Source organism: Streptomyces sp. NPDC029138 (assembly GCF_055564375.1).
In genome coordinates this window covers 77,289-94,072 of the sequence record NZ_JBVHWM010000033.1, presented here as the reverse complement: position 1 = coordinate 94,072, position 16,784 = coordinate 77,289, and the positions used below count along the sequence as shown (strand labels likewise).

The 16,784-nt window shown below is 71.3% G+C and carries 16 protein-coding genes; 8 read left to right on the top strand and 8 right to left on the bottom strand.

The annotated features are described in order from the left end of the window. The first annotated feature begins 136 nt into the window (after nt 1–136). The 5 genes from folP (at nt 137) to ACZ4WH_RS24525 (ending at nt 3,339) form a co-directional block, all read left to right on the top strand. The gene (gene folP, locus ACZ4WH_RS24545) at nt 137–1,051 is read left to right on the top strand and encodes a dihydropteroate synthase (protein ID WP_468183938.1); all 915 of its coding nucleotides are present in this window, start codon (nt 137–139) and stop codon (nt 1,049–1,051) included. After that, nucleotides 1,048–1,581 carry a nuclear transport factor 2 family protein gene (locus ACZ4WH_RS24540; protein ID WP_468183935.1) on the top strand — a complete coding sequence of 178 codons (534 nt, stop codon included), beginning with the start codon at nt 1,048–1,050 and terminating at the stop codon, nt 1,579–1,581. The genes folP and ACZ4WH_RS24540 overlap by 4 nt, the downstream gene beginning before the upstream one ends. A gap of 228 nt (nt 1,582–1,809) precedes the next feature. Then, nucleotides 1,810–2,169 carry a dihydroneopterin aldolase gene (folB, locus tag ACZ4WH_RS24535; protein ID WP_360153914.1) on the top strand — a complete coding sequence of 120 codons (360 nt, stop codon included), beginning with the start codon at nt 1,810–1,812 and terminating at the stop codon, nt 2,167–2,169. Further along, on the top strand, nt 2,166–2,777 hold the full coding sequence (gene folK, locus ACZ4WH_RS24530) for a 2-amino-4-hydroxy-6-hydroxymethyldihydropteridine diphosphokinase (protein WP_468183931.1): 612 nt from the start codon (nt 2,166–2,168) through the stop codon (nt 2,775–2,777). The genes folB and folK overlap by 4 nt, the downstream gene beginning before the upstream one ends. 73 nt (nt 2,778–2,850) lie before the next feature. Further along, nucleotides 2,851–3,339, top strand: a complete 489-nt coding sequence (locus ACZ4WH_RS24525) for a DUF3180 domain-containing protein (RefSeq protein WP_468183928.1) — start codon at nt 2,851–2,853, stop codon at nt 3,337–3,339. 25 nt (nt 3,340–3,364) lie between these two features. On the opposite strand, the gene folE is transcribed toward ACZ4WH_RS24525, so the two are convergent. The 6 genes from folE to dacB all read right to left on the bottom strand — a co-directional run bounded on the left by folE (nt 3,365) and on the right by dacB (nt 11,056). Continuing rightward, complete coding sequence (gene folE, locus ACZ4WH_RS24520) at nt 3,365–3,970, bottom strand: GTP cyclohydrolase I FolE (protein ID WP_468183925.1); 606 nt, start codon at nt 3,968–3,970, stop codon at nt 3,365–3,367. A 132-nt stretch (nt 3,971–4,102) separates the two neighbouring features. Next, complete coding sequence (ftsH, locus tag ACZ4WH_RS24515; protein ID WP_189816816.1) at nt 4,103–6,142, bottom strand: ATP-dependent zinc metalloprotease FtsH; 2,040 nt, start codon at nt 6,140–6,142, stop codon at nt 4,103–4,105. Nucleotides 6,143–6,337: 195 nt separating this feature from the next. Then, complete coding sequence (hpt, locus tag ACZ4WH_RS24510) at nt 6,338–6,898, bottom strand: hypoxanthine phosphoribosyltransferase (RefSeq protein WP_468183947.1); 561 nt, start codon at nt 6,896–6,898, stop codon at nt 6,338–6,340. A 109-nt stretch (nt 6,899–7,007) separates the two neighbouring features. Beyond that, a complete protein-coding gene (gene tilS / locus ACZ4WH_RS24505) occupies nt 7,008–8,066 on the bottom strand; it encodes a tRNA lysidine(34) synthetase TilS (protein ID WP_468183921.1) in 1,059 nt (352 codons plus the stop codon). Between the two features lie 191 nt (nt 8,067–8,257). Next, on the bottom strand, nt 8,258–9,358 hold the full coding sequence (locus ACZ4WH_RS24500) for a zinc-dependent metalloprotease (RefSeq protein ID WP_468183944.1): 1,101 nt from the start codon (nt 9,356–9,358) through the stop codon (nt 8,258–8,260). Between the two features lie 144 nt (nt 9,359–9,502). Then, on the bottom strand, nt 9,503–11,056 hold the full coding sequence (gene dacB, locus ACZ4WH_RS24495) for a D-alanyl-D-alanine carboxypeptidase/D-alanyl-D-alanine endopeptidase (protein ID WP_468183918.1): 1,554 nt from the start codon (nt 11,054–11,056) through the stop codon (nt 9,503–9,505). A 124-nt stretch (nt 11,057–11,180) separates the two neighbouring features. Here dacB and ACZ4WH_RS24490 point away from each other — a divergent pair, with 124 nt between their 5' ends. Both ACZ4WH_RS24490 and ACZ4WH_RS24485 read left to right on the top strand, forming a co-directional pair. After that, nucleotides 11,181–11,672 carry an inorganic diphosphatase gene (locus tag ACZ4WH_RS24490; protein WP_029381130.1) on the top strand — a complete coding sequence of 164 codons (492 nt, stop codon included), beginning with the start codon at nt 11,181–11,183 and terminating at the stop codon, nt 11,670–11,672. A gap of 133 nt (nt 11,673–11,805) precedes the next feature. Further along, nucleotides 11,806–13,458, top strand: coding sequence for a threonine/serine exporter family protein (locus ACZ4WH_RS24485; RefSeq protein WP_468183915.1), 1,653 nt, complete (start codon nt 11,806–11,808; stop codon nt 13,456–13,458). Nucleotides 13,459–13,483: 25 nt separating this feature from the next. Here the strand turns inward: ACZ4WH_RS24485 and ACZ4WH_RS24480 are convergent, their stop codons facing one another. Continuing rightward, nucleotides 13,484–14,404 carry a DedA family protein gene (locus ACZ4WH_RS24480; RefSeq protein WP_468183912.1) on the bottom strand — a complete coding sequence of 307 codons (921 nt, stop codon included), beginning with the start codon at nt 14,402–14,404 and terminating at the stop codon, nt 13,484–13,486. A gap of 149 nt (nt 14,405–14,553) precedes the next feature. After that, the gene (locus ACZ4WH_RS24475) at nt 14,554–15,318 is read right to left on the bottom strand and encodes a MerR family transcriptional regulator (RefSeq protein WP_468183909.1); all 765 of its coding nucleotides are present in this window, start codon (nt 15,316–15,318) and stop codon (nt 14,554–14,556) included. A 126-nt stretch (nt 15,319–15,444) separates the two neighbouring features. On the opposite strand from ACZ4WH_RS24475, the gene ACZ4WH_RS24470 reads away from it, so the two are divergent. Next, the gene (locus ACZ4WH_RS24470) at nt 15,445–16,731 is read left to right on the top strand and encodes an ion channel protein (protein WP_468183907.1); all 1,287 of its coding nucleotides are present in this window, start codon (nt 15,445–15,447) and stop codon (nt 16,729–16,731) included. The last annotated feature ends 53 nt before the right edge of the window (nt 16,732–16,784 follow it).

Sequence of the window (16,784 nt, the reverse complement as noted above, 5' to 3'; positions counted from 1 at the left end):
CCCTACACCGAACCAACCCCCCCAACCTGCCCCCCCAACCCCCCCCCCCCACAACCCCCCCCCCCCCCCCCCCCCCCCCCCCCCCCCCCCCCCCCGCGGCGCGTTGGCGGCACCCTCCTGGGCCTACGCTGAACGTATGAACAACCTCAGCGGGCGCGGCCGAGTCGCCGGCCTTCCGGCATGGGACCGGTGCGCGGTCATGGGGGTCGTGAACGTGACCCCCGACTCCTTCTCCGACGGCGGCCGCTGGTTCGACACGACCGTCGCCGTCAAGCACGGCCTGGATCTGGTCACCGAGGGCGCGGATCTGGTCGATGTCGGCGGCGAGTCCACCCGGCCCGGTGCCACGCGCGTCGACGAGGCCGAGGAGTTGCGGCGGGTCATCCCCGTGGTGCGCGGCCTGGCCTCCGAGGGCGTCGTCGTCTCCGTCGACACCATGCGCGCCTCCGTCGCCGAACAGTCCCTCGCGGCCGGCGCCGCCCTCGTCAACGACGTCAGCGGCGGCCTCGCCGACCCCGCGATGATCCCGGTGGTCGCCGACGCGGGCGCCCCCTTCGTCGTCATGCACTGGCGCGGCTTCCTCCAGGGCGGCAACGCCAAGGGCGTCTACGAGGACGTCGTCGGCGAAGTCGTGGACGAACTGCACGCGCGCGTGGAGGCCGTTCTGGCCGGCGGCGTCGCCCCGGACCGCATCGTCGTCGACCCGGGCCTCGGCTTCTCCAAGGAGGCCGAGCACGACCTCGCCCTCCTCGCCCACCTCGACCGGCTGGGCGCCCTCGGCCACCCGCTGCTGGTCGCCGCCTCCCGCAAGCGGTTCCTCGGCCGGGTCCTCGCCGGCCCGCAGGGGGCGCCCCCGCCGGCCCGGGAGCGCGACGCGGCCACGGCCGCCGTCTCCGCGCTCGCCGCGCACGCCGGCGCGTGGGCGGTGCGCGTGCACGAGGTGCGCGCCACGGCGGACGCGGTCCGGGTGGCCCGGGCCGTGGAGATGGCGCGCGGCGCGACGAGCGCGCCGGGCACGGGCAGCGACCGCGGGTCGGAAGGAGAGCGGTGAGCGCCCCCCACACCGACGTCGAGCAGGTCGAGGCCGCCAACACCGCCTTCTACGAGGCACTCGAGCGCGGCGACTTCGAGGAGGTGTCCTCCCTCTGGCTGACCCCCGCCGACCTGGGCGTGGACGAGACCTATCACGATCCCGCGGACAGCGGCGTCATCTCCTGCGTCCACCCCGGCTGGCCGGTGCTCACCGGCCGCGGCGAGGTCCTCCGGTCGTACGCCCTGATCATGGCCAACACCGACTACATCCAGTTCTTCCTCACCGATGTGCATGTCTCCGTGACCGGTGACACCGCGCTCGTGACCTGCACGGAGAACATCCTCAGCGGCGGCCCCGCCCCCGAGGAGGGCGCGGAGCTGGGACCGCTGGTCGGCCAGCTCGTCGTCGCCACGAACGTGTTCCGGCGCACGCGCTCCGGCTGGAAGCTCTGGTCGCACCACGCCTCCCCCGTGCTGGCCGAGACCGACGAGGACGACGACGACAACCACGTGAACGGCGTGAATCCGGACGACGAGCCCCTGACCTGACACAAGAAGTGGTTGGAATCACCTACCCCGGGGTAGGTGCGGCTACCAACCCATGACACGGCCGGGTTCCCCGGGGGAAACGGCCGGTGAACCCTCCGGGCACCGGCCCGTGCCCATGCCCCCGCGGCCCGGCTTTGTCAGTGCTCGCAGGTAGATTCGTCTGAGGCCGGTGTGCCGCCCGCACGCGGCACGGGCCGGTCGTTCCCGACGATTGCAGGAGTGATTCGCGTGGATCGTGTCGCGCTGCGCGGCCTCAAGGCCCGCGGGCACCACGGGGTGTTCCCCAAGGAGCGCGAGGAGGGCCAGACCTTCATCGTGGACCTCGTCCTCGGCCTGGACACCCGGCCGGCCGCGGCCGACGACGACCTGGCGAAGACCGTGCACTACGGCATCGTGGCCGAGGAGGTCGTGGCCGTGGTCGAGGGCGAGCCGGTGAACCTCATCGAGACTCTCGCCGAGCGGATCGCCCGGACCTGCCTGAAGCACGAAGGGGTCCAGGAGGTCGAGGTCTGCGTCCACAAGCCGGACGCCCCGATCACCGTCCCCTTCGACGACGTGACCGTCACCATCACCCGGAGCCGAGTATGACCCGACCTTTCCGCCAGGGTCACAGCGACCCGACCGTCCAGCCGGTGCCCGCCTCGGTCGTCGAGCAGGTCGACGCCGCCGACACGACGCTGAGCAACCCGAAGTGGGCCGTGATCTCCATCGGCTCCAACCTCGGCAACCGCCTGGAGACGCTCCAGGGTGCCGTCGACGCCCTGGAGGACACCCCGGGCGTCCGGGTGAAGGCCGTCTCCCCGGTGTACGAGACCGAGCCGTGGGGCGTGGAGCCGGGCAGCCAGCCGTCGTACTTCAACGCGGTCGTGGTCCTCAAGACGACCCTGCCCCCGTCGTCCCTGCTGGAGCGGGCGCACGCGGTCGAGGAGGCCTTCCACCGCGTCCGGGACGAGCGCTGGGGCGCGCGCACGCTGGACGTCGACATCGTCGCCTACGCCGGCGTCACCTCGGACGACCCGCAGCTCACCCTGCCCCACCCGCGGGCCCACGAGCGCGCCTTCGTGCTCGCGCCCTGGCACGACGTCGACCCGCAGGCCCAGCTCCCCGGCCGCGGCACGGTGGCCGATCTGCTGTCCTCCGTCACCCGTGAGGGTGTGGCGCCCCGCGCGGACCTGGAACTCCGGCTGCCCGAGTAGTCGTTAAGGTCGAGACGGGTCAAGACCAAGACGACCACCGTCCGGCACGGTCCGGGGGAACTGAAGGGACACCGTGAGAGAGCTGCGCATCAGGGTGCTGGCGGGCGTGTTCGTCGTGGCCGGCGTCCTGTCCTGGGCGGGCGCCCGCCTCTGGAACTCGATCGGGACCCTCCCCAGCGTCCCCCTGGCCGCCCCCATCGTCCTCGCGCTGATCGCGGTGGTCCTGCTCTCGACGGCGCTGTCGCTGCGCGCCCGTTTCAGGGCCCAGCGCGAGCGCCGGCCCGGTGCCAAGGGCGTCGACCCGCTGATGGCCGCCCGGGCGGTCGTCTTCGGCCAGGCCAGCGCCCTGGTGGCCGCTCTCGTCGCCGGTATGTACGGCGGCACGGGCGTCTTCCTGCTGGAGCTGCTGGACATCCCGGCCCGCCGTGACCAGGCGATCTACGCCGGTTTCTCGGTCCTGACCGGCGTCGGCGTGATAGTCGCGGCCATCTTCCTGGAGCGGGTCTGCAAGCTGCCCGAGGACGACGACGAGAACCACCCGGGCGCGGAGCCGGTGGCCTGACCGCCGGCCCCGCCCACCGGCACGCTCAGCGCGCCATGATGAGGCTCATCGCCTCGTTCCGCGTCGCGGCGTCCCGCAGCTGGCCGCGCACGGCGGACGTTATGGTCTTCGCGCTCGGCTTGCGGATGCCGCGCATGGACATGCACATGTGCTCGCACTCGACGACCACGATGACGCCCCGCGGCTCCAGGATGTCCATCAGCGAGTCCGCGATCTGCGTGGTGAGGCGTTCCTGCACCTGGGGCCGGCGGGCGTAGACGTCGACCAGGCGGGCCAGCTTGGACAGGCCGGTGATCTTGCCGGTCTCGGACGGGATGTAGCCGACGTGGGCGACACCCCGGAACGGCACCAGGTGGTGTTCACAGGTCGAGTACACCTCGATGTCCTTCACCAGGACCATCTCGTCGTGCCCCAGGTCGAACGTCGTCGTCAGGACGTCCTCCGGCTGCTGCCACAGGCCCGCGAAGATCTCCTTGTAGGCACGCGCGACCCGGGCCGGCGTCTCCCGAAGGCCCTCGCGGTCCGGGTCCTCGCCGACCGCGATCAGCAGTTCGCGTACGGCGTTCTCGGCGCGCTTCTCGTCGAACTCGCCGATGGGGCCCTCGCCGTCCAGCGTCACCGGGTCGGTCATCTGGTTCCTCGTTCCTGTGCCTTGCACGCGGGTTTGCGTCGCGTTCCGTCTGCGGACATGCGAAATGCCGCGCCCCCAGGCTAAAACCCGGGGGACGCGGCATTCATTCCGGCCCTCATGGCCGAAACAGGGTCAGCTCTCGGAGCGGTCCTCCGGGGTCTGCTCCGTCACCGGGGCGGACTCCGCGGCGGTGGACTTCGCCGTGCTGATCGCCGCCGTCGCGCCGTTCGCACCGTTGGTCAGTGCCAGCTCCTTCGGGGAGAGCACCGGCGGGCGGGTGGACGGGGTGCGGCGGGAGGAGCCGGTCCAGGCGGGCCGCGGCGGGCGCTTGACGATCGGGGCGAAGATCTCGGCGATCTCCTCCTTGCCCAGCGTCTCCTTCTCCAGCAGCTGGAGGACGAGGTTGTCGAGCACGTCGCGGTTCTCGACCAGGATCTCCCAGGCCTCGTTGTGCGCGGTCTCGATGAGCTTCTTGACCTCCTCGTCCACCAGCGCGGCGACTTCTTCCGAGTAGTCGCGCTGGTGAGCCATCTCACGGCCCAGGAACGGCTCGCTGTTGTCGCCGCCGAACTTGATCGCGCCGAGGCGCTCGGTCATGCCGTACTGGGTGACCATCGCACGGGCCAGGTTGGTGGCCTTCTCGATGTCGTTCGCGGCGCCGGTGGTCGGGTCGTGGAAGACCAGTTCCTCGGCCGCCCGGCCGCCCAGCATGTAGGCGAGCTGGTCGAGCATCTCGTTGCGCGTGGTCGAGTACTTGTCCTCGTCCGGCAGGACCATCGTGTACCCGAGGGCACGGCCCCGGGACAGGATCGTGATCTTGTGGACCGGGTCGGAGTTCGGCGAGGCCGCCGCGACCAGGGCGTGACCGCCCTCGTGGTACGCGGTGATCTTCTTCTCCTTGTCCGACATGATCCGGGTCCGCTTCTGCGGGCCCGCGACCACGCGGTCGATCGCCTCGTCCAGCGCCTTGTTGTCGATCAGCTTCTGGTCGCCGCGGGCGGTGAGCAGCGCGGCCTCGTTCAGCACGTTGGCGAGGTCGGCACCGGTCATGCCCGGGGTGCGGCGGGCCACGGCGGACAGGTCGACGTCGGGCGCGACCGGCTTGCCCTTCTGGTGGACCTTGAGGATCTCCAGGCGGCCCTGAAGGTCCGGCGGGTCGACCGCGATCTGCCGGTCGAAGCGGCCGGGGCGCAGCAGCGCCGGGTCGAGGATGTCCGGACGGTTCGTGGCGGCGATCAGGATCACACCGCCCTTGACGTCGAAGCCGTCCATCTCGACGAGCAGCTGGTTCAGGGTCTGCTCGCGCTCGTCGTGACCACCGCCGAGGCCGGCGCCACGGTGACGGCCGACCGCGTCGATCTCGTCCACGAAGACGATCGCCGGGGCGTTCGCCTTGGCCTGCTCGAACAGGTCACGGACCCGGGAGGCACCGACACCGACGAACATCTCCACGAAGTCCGAGCCGGAGATCGAGTAGAAGGGGACGCCCGCCTCGCCGGCGACGGCGCGCGCGAGCAGGGTCTTGCCGGTACCCGGGCGGCCGTAGAGCAGCACGCCCTTGGGGATCTTGGCGCCCACGGCCTGGAACTTGGCCGGTTCCTGGAGGAACTCCTTGATCTCCTGGAGTTCCTCGACGGCCTCGTCGCAGCCGGCGACGTCGGAGAAGGTCGTCTTCGGGGTGTCCTTGGTGATGAGCTTCGCCTTGGACTTGCCGAAGTTCATGACCCGGGAGCCGCCGCCCTGCATCTGATTCATCAGGAACAGGAAGACGACCACGATCAGGACGAAGGGCAGCAGGGAGAGCAGGACGCCGACGAACGGGTTCTGCTTGGACGGCGAGACCGTGTAGCCGTCCGGAATCTGCTTGTCCTGGTACTTGGTCTGTAGCGTGCCGGCGACGGTCACGCCCTGGTCGCCGATGTAGCTCGCCTGGATCTTGGAGCTGCCCTCGACCTTGTAACCGTCCTTGAGCGTGACCTTGATGCTCTGCTCGTCACCGGTGGTGAGCTTGGCCGACTCGACCTTGTTGTCGTTGATCGCCGCCACGACCTGGCCGGTGTCCACCGTCTTGTAGCCGCCGGACGAGCCGACGACCTGCATCAACACGACCACGGCAAGGACGGCCAGCACGATCCACATGACCGGCCCACGGAAGTATCGCTTCACGTCCATCCATACGGAGCGGTGCCGCCCCGTCCCTCCTGCCATAGTGAGTTTGATAAGACAGTTCTTCTGACGGTACCCCAGCATTGTTGCCCGAAGCCGCACGGAGCCGTTTCGACGGCTGGGAAACCCGTCTCTGCATCCTTCAACGGTGCGGAACCCGCTGGGGTTCCCGATCGTCCTACCGGGCTTGGGCCGAGTGGCTCAGCCGCCGTAGACGTGAGGCGCGAGCGTACCGACGAACGGCAGGTTGCGGTACTTCTCGGCGTAGTCGAGGCCGTAGCCCACGACGAACTCGTTCGGGATGTCGAAGCCGACCCACTCCACGTCGATGGCGACCTTGGCGGCGTCCGGCTTGCGCAGCAGCGTGCACACCTTCAGGGAGGCGGGCTCGCGGGAGCCGAGGTTGTTGATCAGCCAGGACAGGGTCAGGCCGGAGTCGATGATGTCCTCGACGATCAGGACGTGCTTGCCCTTGATGTCGGTGTCGAGGTCCTTGAGGATGCGGACCACACCGGAGGACTGGGTGCCCGCGCCGTAGGAGGACACGGCCATCCAGTCCATGGTGACGGGGGTGGACAGCGCCCGGGCCAGGTCCGCCATGACCATCACCGCGCCCTTGAGGACGCCGACGATGAGCAGGTCCTTGCCCGCGTACTCCGCGTCGATCTTCGCGGCCAGCTCGGCCAGCTTCGCGTCGATCTCTTCCTTGGTGATGAGCACCTGCTGGAGGTCGGCACCCATGTCGTTCGCGTCCACCCGCATCACTTTCGTCGTCCCGCACTTACGGCCGCGTGCGCGGCCACCGGCTCCGGCCGCACGCACGGCCTCCGGCTGCCCGGCCCGCCGGAGGGTCACTCCGGGAGGGTGGGATTCAGCCTTGCCGAATCACCAGTCTGCCACCCTGCCGCTGGGCGACGACTTTGCCCGGGAGATTGATGGCTCCCTGGCCGCGCCAGCCGGTGATCAGGCGGTCGACTTCCTCGATGTGGCGGGCGAACAGCGCACCGGCCGGGGCACCGGCCTCGATGGCGGCGCGGCGCAGGATCCGGCGGCGCACGGCGGGCGGGAGGGCGTACAGCTTGGCGCACTCCAGCAGGCCGGCGGCGTCGCGCACGGAGGCCTCGGCCTGGCGGGCCCAGGCGTCCAGTGCGTCGGCGTCGTCGCGGGAGAGCTGGGCGGTGCGGGCGAGCGCCTCCACGACGCCCTTGCCGAGGGCCTTCTCCAGGGCGGGCAGGCCCTCGTGCCGGAGCCGGGAGCGGGTGTAGGCGGGGTCGGCGTTGTGCGGGTCGTCCCAGACGGGCAGCGACTGGACCATGCAGGCCTTGCGGGCGGTCTGCCGGTCGAGCTGGAGGAAGGGCCGCCGGTAACGGCCGCCGGCCCCCGAGACCGCGGCCATCCCGGACAGGGAGCGGATGCCGGAGCCGCGGGCGAGGCCCAGCAGGACGGTTTCGGCCTGGTCGTCGCGGGTGTGGCCGAGCAGGACCGCGGCGGCGCCGTGGCGAACGGCCGCGGCGTCCAGGGCGGCGTAGCGGGCGTCGCGGGCGGCGGCTTCGGGCCCGCCCGCGCGGCCGACGCTCACGGCGACGGACTCGACCGGATCGAGTCCGAGTCCGCGCAGCCGCAGGACGACCTCGTCGGCGCGGAGGTCGGAGCCGGGCTGGAGGCCGTGGTCTACGGTGACCCCGCCGGCCCGGATGCCGAGCTTGGGGGCCTCGAAGGCGAGGGCGGAGGCGAGGGCCATGGAGTCGGCGCCGCCGGAGCACGCGACGAGGACGAGCGGGGAGGGGGGCCGCTCGGCCGTCCGGTCCGGGTGCGCGCCGGTCAGCTGCGGGGCCGCGTGCGCGCGGAAGGTCTGGTGGTCGTTCAGGATGTCGTGGAGGACGCGGCGAACCGCCAGGCGTATCGCCGCGACCGCAGGATGGGGACCCATGTCCGGTTCCCTTCATGAAGTTTTCGGGGGATGAGCCCGGGACGGTCACTCAGAGTGTGTAGATGGTGACAGAAGCAGGCCGTTCCCCGAGCATTGCACGCCTACGCATGGCTCACGGTCCCTCGGACGGGTGATTGGAGGGGCGTTCGCCTGCCGTCGGCCGGATTCGTTTCACGACGTCCCCGTGCCGTTCACGACTCGGCCTTGCGATGCACCCGCGCGACCCAGTCCGCCGGTTTGGCGATCTCCGCCTTGGTGGGCAGGGTGTTGGGCGAGGTCCACACGCGGTTGAACCCGTCGACGCCGACCTGTTCGACGACGGCGCGCACGAACCGTTCGCCGTCCCGGTACTGCCTCAGTTTGGCATCCAGACCGAGCAGCTTGCGCAGGGCCATGTCCAGGCGGGAGGCGCCCTTCGCGCGGCGCTGCTGGAACTTCTCGCGGATCTCCGCGACGGTCGGCACGACGCTCGGGCCGACGCCGTCCATGACGTAGTCGGCGTGCCCCTCCAGCAGGGACATCACGGCGGTGAGCCGGCCGAGGATCTCCCGCTGGGCGGGGGTCTGCACCAGCTCCACGAAGGAGCGTCCGCCGTCCTCCTCCTCGCCTTCGGGACGGCCGCCGGCGAGGGACTGGGCGGCGTCCCGGATGCGCTCCAGGAAGGTCATCGGGTCGACGTCGGTCTCCGCCAAGAACGACTGGATTTCGCCCTCCAGGTGATCACGCAGCCAGGGCACGGCGGTGAACTGCGTGCGATGGGTCTCCTCGTGCAGGCACACCCACAGGCGGAAGTCGTGCGGCTCGACGTCGAGTTCCCGCTCCACGTGGACGATGTTGGGCGCGACGAGCAGCAGCCGGCCGCCGCCGTTCTCGCCGGCCGGGAGGTCGCGGCCGGCGGGGGCGAAGGTCTCGTACTGGCCGAGGACGCGGGAGGACAGGAACGACAGGAGCATGCCGAGTTCGACGCCGGTGACCTTGCCGCCGACGGCGCCGAGGACCGCGCTGCCCGGGTTGCTGCCGCGCCGTTCCTGCATCTTCTCCAGGAGCGGCCTGAGGATCTCCCGGAACCCGGCGACGTTGGCACGCACCCAGCCGGGGCGGTCGACGACGAGGACGGGGGTGTCGTGGGTCTCCTCGGTGCCCATACGAGTGAAGCCCCGGACGTGTCCCTCCGAGGCTTTCGCGTGCCGGCGCAGCTCCGCGACGACGGCCCTGGCCTCGTCGCGGCTGACGTCGGGGCCGGGACGCACGAGGCGTGTCGCGGTCGCCACCGCGAGGTTCCAGTCGACCATCCCGGGAGATGCTGTGCCACCGAAGCCAGTCATGTTGTCAACCGTACGTGAGCGGTCCCATTTCGGGCAGGCCGTGCGGGTGCCGACAGGGCCGAGCGCGCTTTCCGGTCACCCGCGCCCTCGGCCGTGCCCACGCCGCGGCGGTCAGCCCGTCAGGGCTGTCGCCGCCTTGTCCAGGGCCGCCTGGGCCTCCAGGGGATTCGCCGTCTCCGAGGCCAGGAAAGCGAAGGCCAGGAGATGGCCGGTCTTGTCGACGACCGTGCCCGCGAGGGCGTTCACGCCGGTCAGGGTGCCCGTCTTGGCGCGGACGAGGCCGGACGCGCCGTCGGTGTAGCGCGTGCTCAGGGTGCCGGTGAAGCCGGCCACGGGGAGGCCGGTGAGGACGGGGCGCAGGCCGGGGCGGCCGGGGTCGCCCGCCTTGACCAGGAGCGCGGTGAGGAGGTCGGCCGTGAGCCGGTCGTCGCGGTTCAGGCCGCTGCCGTCGTGGAAGGCGGCGCCGGCCATCGGCAGGCCGAGCTTGCGCAGTTGGGTGGCGATGGCCTCGGCGCCGCCGTCGAAACTGGCGGGCTGCCCGCTCGCCAGGGCCGTGTGCCGGGCCAGGGCCTCCGCGATGTCGTTGTCGCTGTTGGTCAGCATCCGCTCGACCAGGTCGGACAGCGGGGGCGAGGAGACGGTGGCGAGGGTCTCCGCGCGCGTGCTGGCCTTGGAGGGGCCGGGGGCCGTGGTGGTGACGCCGGCCTCCTTCAGGAAGCCCGCGAACCGGGCGGCCGCGTCCGCCGCCGGATCGCCCACGCGGGGCACCGGGCCGCTGGCGGAGGCGTCGGTGCGGCCCTCGTCGGCGGTAAGGGCGCTGACCGGGGCGAGGTTGTCGTTGACGCCGATGGGGTGCAGGGCGGGGCCGGTGAAGAGGGTGGTGTCGTACGAGAGGGTGATCTCGTGGATGCCGCGCTTGTCCAGCGCCTTCGCGGTGTCCGCCGCCAGGGCCCGCAGGCCGGCCCAGCCGCCGGCCTCGGCGTGCGCGGTGAGGGTGGGGTCGCCGCCGCCGACCAGGACGAGTTCCCGGGTGTCGGGTTCGAGGGCGGTGCGGGTGGTGAGGCGGTGGTCGGGGCCGAGGGCGGACAGGGCGGCGACGGCGGTGGCGATCTTGGTGGTGGAGGCGGGGGTGAGGGCCTTGCCGGAGTCGACGCCGTAGAGACGTTCGCCGGTCGTGACGTCGACGACGGCCGCCGCGTGGCTGGGGCCGAGCGCCGGCGCGTCCAGGAGGGGCCCCAGGACGTCCGAGAGCGCCTTCGCGTCCGGTGAGGTCTTCTTGGTGCCGACGGCGCCCGTGGCGTCGGCCAGGCCCGTCAGCACGGGCGCGGCGCTCGGCGCGGGTTCCGGCGCCCCGGCGGCCGTATGGGAACGGCCGTGATCTACGCCACCTGACCGCTCCAGGGCGGCGGCCCGGTCCCGCTCGGCCGTACGCTGACCGTTGGCGTCCCAGGGACCGGCGACGGTCACCACGCCGGCGGCCAGCGCCAGGCCGGCGGTGGCGGCGCCCGCGGTGTACTGCCAGGTCCTGACGGTCCGCGGACGGGGGAGACGGGGGAGGTGCACAGGCCTGACGCGCACGGCCTTCGTCAGCCGCGCGACCCGCGGCCGGGCGACCGTCACGGCGCGCGCCAGACTCGGTCGTACGGCGTTCACGATCCGCGCCACGCGCGGTCTCGCGACTCGCCAAGGTCTCAGCTCTGGCACGACCACCAGCCCCTTTCGCGATCACACACCTGCGTGAGGGACACTTAACCACCAGAACTATGTGCTGATCATGGAGGAGCCACCGGTGGAGTTCGACGTCACGATCGAGATCCCGAAGGGTTCGCGGAACAAGTACGAGGTGGACCACGAGACCGGTCGGATCCGCCTGGACCGTCGTCTCTTCACCTCGACCGCCTACCCGACCGACTACGGCTTCGTCGAGAACACTCTCGGCGAGGACGGCGACCCGCTGGACGCGCTGGTCATCCTGGACGAGCCGACTTTCCCGGGCTGCCTCATCCGCTGCCGCGCGATCGGCATGTTCCGCATGACGGACGAGGCGGGGGGCGACGACAAGCTGCTCTGCGTTCCGGCCACCGACCCGCGTGTGGAGCACCTGCGGGACATCCACCACGTGTCGGAGTTCGACCGCCTGGAGATCCAGCACTTCTTCGAGGTCTACAAGGACCTGGAGCCCGGCAAGTCCGTCGAGGGCGCCAACTGGGTGGGCCGCACGGACGCCGAGGCGGAGATCGAGCGGTCGTACAAGCGCTTCAAGGAGCAGGGCGGCCACTGAGCCCCCGGCTGCGCGAACGGGCCGCACGCGTGCGCGTGCGGCCCGTTTCGCATGTCCGCACGCGTGCGGCCCGTTGGGGTACGTGTGCGCATACTGATGATTACGGCAGGTGTGGTGCAGGGAGCGGTGCGAGGTGACGGAGACGGAGGACCGCAAGCCCCGGTCGGACGAGGCGCGGTACGACCCGGAGATCACGTCCGAGTTCGCCATTCCCCAGGGTCTCGACGTCCCCAGGGGCGGCGAGTCGGAGACGACCTCCGAGTTCGCGGTGCCGCAGGGGCTGGAGACACCGCAGCCGCCGAGTGCCGAGCCGGAGGGGTCGGCGTTCAGCACGCCGAGCACCTACAGCGCGACGAGCGCGCCGCCCGCGTTCACGCCGGCCACCGGGGTGCCGCTGGTCAGCCTGGTCAAGGACGCGCCCTGGCAGGACCGGATGCGCACGATGCTGCGCATGCCGGTGACCGAGCGGCCGGCGCCGGAGCCGGTGCAGCGCGTGGAGGAGGGCGGCCCGGCCGTCCCGCGCGTGCTCGACCTGACCCTGCGTATCGGTGAGCTGCTGCTGGCCGGTGGTGAGGGCGCGGAGGACGTGGAGGCCGCGATGTTCGCGGTGTGCCGGTCCTACGGCCTGGACCGGTGCGAGCCGAACGTCACGTTCACGCTGCTGTCGATCTCGCACCAGCCGTCGCTGGTGGAGGACCCGGTGACGGCGTCCCGGACGGTACGGCGGCGGGGCACCGACTACACGCGTCTGGCGGCCGTCTTCCGGCTGGTGGACGACCTGACCGACCCGGAGACCCATGTCTCCCTGGAGGAGGCCTACCGGCGCCTGGCGGAGATCCGCCGCAACCGGCATCCGTACCCCGGCTGGGCGCTGACCCTGGCGAGCGGGCTGCTGGCCGGCGCGGCCTCCGTGCTGGTCGGCGGTGACCCGATCGTGTTCCTGGCGGCGGCCGTCGGCGCGATGCTCGGCGACCGGCTGGCGTGGCTGTGCGCGGGGCGCGGGCTGCCGGAGTTCTACCAGTTCACGGTCGCCGCGATGCCGCCCGCGGCGATCGGGGTGGCGCTGACGCTGGCGCACGTGGACGTGAAGGCGTCCGCGGTGATCACCGGTGGGCTGTTCGCGCTGCTGCCCGGGCGGGCACTGGTGGCGGGGGTGCAGGACGGGCTGACGGGCTTCTACATCACCGCCTCCGCCCGGCTGCTGGAGGTCATGTACTTCTTCGTCGGCATCGTCACCGGGGTGCTGACCGTCCTGTACTTCGGCGTGAAGATCGGCGGCAAGCTGAATCCGGACGCGCAACTGGGCATCTCCGAACGGCCGCTGATCCAGATCGCGGCCTCGATGCTGCTGTCGCTGACCTTCGCGGTGCTGCTCCAGCAGGAACGGTCCACCGTGCTCTGGGTGACCCTCAACGGCGGTGTGGCCTGGTCGGTGTACGGCGCGATGCACTACGCGGGCGACATCTCGCCGGTGGCCTCCACGGCCGTGGCGGCGGGGCTCGTGGGGCTGTTCGGGCAGCTGCTGTCCCGGTACCGGTTCGCCTCAGCGCTGCCGTACACGACGGCGGCGATCGGGCCGCTGCTGCCTGGTTCGGCGACGTACTTCGGGCTGCTGTCCATGGCGCAGAACGACGTGGACAAGGGGCTGGTGTCGCTGGCCAAGGCCGCGTCGCTGGCCATGGCCATCGCCATCGGCGTCAACCTGGGGTCGGAGATCTTCCGGCTGTTCCTGCGGATCGGCTCCGCCGGGAAACGCCGGGCCGCCAAGCGGACGCGCGGGTTCTGAGTTCTCCCGGTTCCCCGCGGCCCGGTCAGCGGTTGCGGTTGTCGTACGGGTACTGGTTCGGGTCGTACTGCTGCTGCGGGTACTGCTGCTGGCCGTAGTACTGCTCGTCGTAGCCCTGGTTGTCGTAACCCTGGTTGTCGTAGCCCTGGTTCCAGTCCTGCTGCTGGGGCTGCTGGTACGGCTGCTCGTACTGCGGGGGGTACGGCTGCTCGGGCTCGACGCGCCGCAGGCGGGTCGTGGCGTCGTCCATGACCGGGGGGTGCTGGTACTGGGGCTGCTGGTAGGCGGGCTGCTGCGGGGGCTCCGGGCGGGTCTGCTCGGCCTTCTTGTTCTTGCCGCGCGCCCGCAGGAACTCGATCGCGATGGGGATCACCGAGACGAGGACGATCAGGATCAGGATCGCCTCGATGTTCTTCTTGACGAAGTCGATGTTGCCGAGCCAGGAGCCGAGCAGTGTGACGCCCGCGCCCCACAGGACGCCGCCGATGACGTTGAAGGTCAGGAACGAGCGGTACTTCATACCGCTGACGCCCGCGATGATCGGCGTGAACGTGCGCACGATGGGCACGAAGCGGGCCAGGACCAGGGACTTCGGGCCGTACTTCTCGAAGAACTCGTGCGCCTTGGTGACGTTCTCCTGCTTGAACAGGCGGGAGTCCGGGCGGTTGAACAGCGACGGGCCGACCTTCCTGCCGAACATGTAGCCCGCCTGGTCGCCGAGGATCGCGGCGAGGCAGATCAGGGCGATCGCGGCCCACAGCGGGAAGTCCAGGTCCCCGGACGTGATCAGCAGACCGCAGGTGAACAGCAGCGAGTCACCCGGCAGGAAGAAGCCGATGAGCAGGCCGGACTCGGCGAAGACGATGAGCAGCAGACCCCAGATGCTGTAGGTGTCGAGCAGATAGTTGGGATCCAGCCAGCTCGGGCCGAGGGCGAGTGTCATCACGGGTCCGGGCTCCTGAGGGGTGAAGGCGGCTACGGCGGCGGAACGTCGATGGGGCGCCGTACAAAACTATCAACGTGAGGAGACCGCCCCGGGTTCCACCGCCGTACCGAATGGTGCCCGGGCCCGGGGACCGGCCCCGGGCCCGGGATTCAGGACGCGGTGTGCCGGTCGGCGTTGGCGAGGATCGCGTCGCGCAGGTGTTCGGCGAGACCGGGGCGCATGGAGTCGTAGAACGCCTTGAAGCGCTCGTCGGAGACGTACATCTCCCCGAAGCACCGGTGCATCTCGTACGGGACCTCGAAGTAGTACCGGCTGATGTGCCGCCGGTGTTCCTCGGCCAGGTCCATGGCCGCCTCGCCGGCCGGCTGCTCGCCGGCGGCGACCAGCGCGGCGTAGCGCTCGCCCCAGTCGTCGACCTCGGCCTGGATGCGCTTCCAGTCCTCCTTCGTGTAGGTCGCGGCGCGGCGCTGCGACTCGGCGTACGCCTCCGTACCGCCCCAGCGCTGCTCGGCCTCCTCGGCGTACTGCTCGGGGTCCTTGTCCCCGAAGACCTCGAACCGCTCCTCCGGCGTCAGGTTGATGCCCATCGTGCGTGCCTCCAAGGCGTGCTCCACGGCCGCGGCCATCTTCTTCAGCTTCTCGATCCGGGCGGTCAGCAGGTCGTGCTGGCGGCGCAGGTGCGTGCGCGGGTTCGCGTCCGGGTCGTCGAGCAGGGCCGCGACCTCGTCGAGCGGGAAGCCCAGCTCCCGGTAGAACAGGATCTGCTGGAGCCGGTCGAGGTCGGCGTCGCTGTAGCGCCGGTGGCCGGCGTACGTCCGCTCGCTGGGTACGAGCAGGCCGATCTCGTCGTAGTGGTGCAGGGTGCGCACCGTGACGCCGGCGAACCCCGCGACCTGTCCCACGGAGTAGCTCACTTTCCGCTCCTTGTCGTCGGTACGGCTCCACGCTGAGGCCTCACGTGACGTGAGGTGCAAGCCGGAAGCGTTCCGGACGCCGTGATTCCGGATGTTGCGTACGTTTCGTCCGCTTATGGTGAGCCCGTGGCCCAGGAGACGACGCAGCAGGCACCCCCGAGCGCTCCGACCGCCCCGGCACGGGCTCTGCTGCCGCTCATCCTGCCCGCCGTCGTCGTGGGTGTGGCCGCCAGCCTGGTCTTCGTCGGGGTGAGCGCGGCGGCGGAGAAGCTCCAGCACGTGCTGTGGGGGCCGCTGCCGGACGCGCTCGGCGTGGGCCGCTACAGCGTGCTGTGGATGTTCGTCATGCTCGTGGCGACCGGGATCGCCGTCGGGCTGGTGGTGTGGAAGGTCCCCGGCCACGCCGGTCCCGACCCGGCCACCATCGGGCTGGACGCCCCGGTGCTGCCGCCGGCCGTGCTGCCGGGCCTGGTGCTGGCCGCCGGGCTCATGCTGGCCGGCGGTCCGAGCCTCGGCCCGGAGAACCCGGTCATCGCCGTGAACGTGGGCCTCGCGGCCTGGCTCGGCGGGCGCTTCCTGCCCCGGACGCCGGGCACCCTGTGGCCGGTGCTGGCGGAGTCGGCGACGATCGGCGCGCTGTTCGGCACGCCGGTGGCGGCGGCGCTGGTGATCTCGGAGTCGCTGGCGGGGCGGCCGATGCCGGGCCGGCTGTGGGACAACCTGTTCGCGCCGCTGACCGCCGGGGCGTGCGGGGCGATCACCACGGCCCTGGTGGCCCGTCCGACCTTCGACCTGGGCCTGCCGCCCATGGGCCACCCGCGCGCGGGGGACCTGCTGGCGGCCCTGGTGATCGCCTCGGTGGCCGCGCTGCTCGGCATGTGCGCCGTGCACGCCTTCCCGTACGTCCACGCGGCCTTCCGGCGGCTGCGGCACCCGATGCTGATGCTTCCGGCCGGCGGGGTCCTGCTGGGGGCCCTCGCGGCCCTGGGCGGCCAACTGACGCTGTTCAAGGGCCTGTCGGAGATCGGGGAGCTGGCCCGTCACCCCGAGGGCTGGTCGGCGCGACAGTTCGCCACGATGACGGTGGTGAAACTGGCCGCGCTGCTCGTCGCGGCGGCCTGCGGCTTCCGGGGCGGCCGGATCTTCCCCGGAGTCTTCGTGGGCACCGCCCTCGGCCTGTGCGCGCACGCGCTGGTGCCGGCCGTGCATCCCTCGCTGGGCGTGGCCACGGGCGTCCTGGGCATGCTCCTGGCGATCACCCGGCAGGGCTGGGTGAGCCTGTTCACCGCCGCCGTCCTGGTCGCCTCGCCCGGAATCCTCGCCCTGCTGTGCGTCGCCTCGCTGCCGGCCTGGCTGCTGGTGACGGGCCGTCCGCAGATGCAACTGCGCGAGGACGGCACCCCGGTCCGATGACTCTCCTCACCTGACCCTCTCTCACTCCTGACACCCCTTTCCTTGGAGGCAGT

Bases quoted from the DNA above. Each gene is read 5' to 3' on its own strand.
- folP (WP_468183938.1), top strand. From the start codon at position 137: ATGAACAACCTCAGCGGGCGCGGCCGAGTCGCCGGCCTTCCGGCATGG.
- ftsH (WP_189816816.1), bottom strand. From the start codon at position 6,142: ATGGACGTGAAGCGATACTTCCGTGGGCCGGTCATGTGGATCGTGCTG.
- folE (WP_468183925.1), bottom strand. From the start codon at position 3,970: ATGACCGACCCGGTGACGCTGGACGGCGAGGGCCCCATCGGCGAGTTC.
- hpt (WP_468183947.1), bottom strand. From the start codon at position 6,898: ATGCGGGTGGACGCGAACGACATGGGTGCCGACCTCCAGCAGGTGCTC.
- ACZ4WH_RS24500 (WP_468183944.1), bottom strand. From the start codon at position 9,358: ATGGTCGACTGGAACCTCGCGGTGGCGACCGCGACACGCCTCGTGCGT.
- folK (WP_468183931.1), top strand. From the start codon at position 2,166: ATGACCCGACCTTTCCGCCAGGGTCACAGCGACCCGACCGTCCAGCCG.
- tilS (WP_468183921.1), bottom strand. From the start codon at position 8,066: ATGGGTCCCCATCCTGCGGTCGCGGCGATACGCCTGGCGGTTCGCCGC.